Raw genomic sequence first — 1,962 nt, forward strand, 5'->3', positions numbered from 1 at the left:
CGACGCGGGGTGGAGCAGCTCGGTAGCTCGCTGGGCTCATAACCCAGAGGTCGCAGGTTCAAATCCTGTCCCCGCTACTGAACACGAAGGCCCGGATCTCACACGAGATCCGGGCCTTCGTGGTGTGCGAACTCATGTACTGGGGACGGAACCGGCCCTGCCGCCACGGGGAGTTGAGTGAACTGTGTTTGACTTGTCTCTCTGTGGGCATGTCGACAAAACGCTGAAGTGACCTCACGGACTGCGGTACACCGGGTGTACCCAGGTTGCAGGTGGTGCGACGATGGACGTTATGGGGGACAAGGCAACTCTGTTCGGAACGGGGCGATTTGCACAGCCTTCGGGCGAGGAGCCGTCCATCGACGAGACGGGGGAAGCCGCCGAGGAGGTGCGCCTGCGCATGGCGGCGCGCACCGGTGACGCCGAGGCGGCCAGCCTCCTCGGGGCCATTCTGCTGCGCCGGGGCGATCTGGACGGCGCCGAACCGCAGTTGAGAGCCGCGAGCGCGGCCGGTGACCGGGCCGCCGCCAACAATCTCGGCGTCCTGCTGCACCAGCGCGGCTATCCCGACGAGGCCGCCGACTGGTGGCGTATCGCCGCCGTGGCCGGATCGGCCGCCGCCGCGCACGCGCTCGGCCGCCATCACCGCGAGCGCGGCGACGAGCCCGCCGCCGAGTACTGGCTGCGCCAGTCCGCCGAACAGGGCCATGTGCTCGGCGCCTACGCGCTCGCCGATCTGCTGGACCACCGCGGGGACGCCGACGCCCGGCGTTGGCTGCGGGCCGCCGCCGAGCGTGGCCACCGGGAGGCCGCCTACCGCCTCGCGCGCGCCCTCGACCTCAAGGCCGAGCTGGGCGTGGGGCGCGGTGGCGCGAACCGTGACGCCCTCGCGGAGGCCGAGCAGTGGTACCGGCAGGCCGCCGCGCGCGGTCACGGCCTCGCCGCGCTGCACCTCGGCGGCATCTTGGAGCGGCGCGGCGAGCTGAAGGAGGCCGGCCGCTGGTATCTGACCGCCGCCAAGGAGGGCGAGCACCGTGCCGCCTGCGCACTCGCCTTCTTGCTGCGCGACGCGGGCGACACCGAGGGCGCCGCCACCTGGTGGCTGCGTGCGGCCCAGGGCGGCGACGGCAACGCGGCCAACGCGCTCGGCGCGCTGCACGCCGAGCGCGGCGAGACCCAGACCGCCGAGCGCTGGTACCGGGCGGCCCTGGACGCCGGTGACGACAACGGCGCCTACAACCTCGGTCTGCTCTGCGCCGAGCAGGGCCGCACCGCCCAGGCCGAGCAGTGGTACCGGCGTGCCGCCTACGCCGGGCACCGGGAGGCCGCCAACGCGCTGGCCATCCTGCTGCTCCAGGTCGGCGATACGCGCGGCGCCGAGCCCTGGTTCTCCAAGGCGGCCGAGGCAGGGAGCGTGGACGCCGCCTTCAACCTCGGCATCCTGCACTCCGGGCGCAGTACCGAGGAGGACGCCGCGAGCGCCCTGCGCTGGTACGAGCGCGCGGCCGCCGCGGGGCACCACGAGGCCGCGCTCCAGGTCGGCATCGCCCGGCTGCGCGAGGGCGACGAACAGGCCGCAGAACGGTATCTGCGCTGTGCCGCGGGGGGCGGCAGCGCCGAGGCCGCCTACCGGCTGGCCGCCGTGCTCGACGCGCGCCGTCCGCCGGAGCCGGCGCATGAGCTGGGGGAGCCCGCGCACGACAAGACCGAGTGCGAGGAGTGGTACGAGCGGGCCGCCTGTCTGGGCCACCGGCGCGCACAGGTGCGGGTGGGCATGCTGGCGGCGGCGCGAGGCGACGTGGTCGAGGCCGCGCGCTGGTACCGGGAGGCGGCCGAGGCGGGCTCGCGCAACGGTGCCTTCAACCTCGGACTGCTGCTGGCCCGCGAGGGCAGCGAGCCGGAGGCGGCGGTGTGGTGGGAACGCGCCGCCGACGCGGGGCACGGCCGGGCGGCGCTGCGCCT

Annotated in this window: 1 protein-coding gene and 1 tRNA gene; both read left to right on the forward strand. The window is 74.3% G+C overall.

The features are described 5' to 3' along the window. The first annotated feature begins 3 nt into the window (after window positions 1-3). Window positions 4-77: transfer RNA gene (locus GTW40_RS27210), tRNA-Met, on the forward strand. 206 nt (window positions 78-283) lie between these two features. Next, window positions 284-1,962, forward strand: a 1,679-nt coding sequence (locus tag GTW40_RS27215) for a tetratricopeptide repeat protein (protein WP_202486483.1), incomplete at its 3' end; no start/stop codon positions are given.

Source organism: Streptomyces sp. SID4985 (assembly GCF_009863025.1).
Taxonomy (GTDB): domain Bacteria; phylum Actinomycetota; class Actinomycetes; order Streptomycetales; family Streptomycetaceae; genus Streptomyces.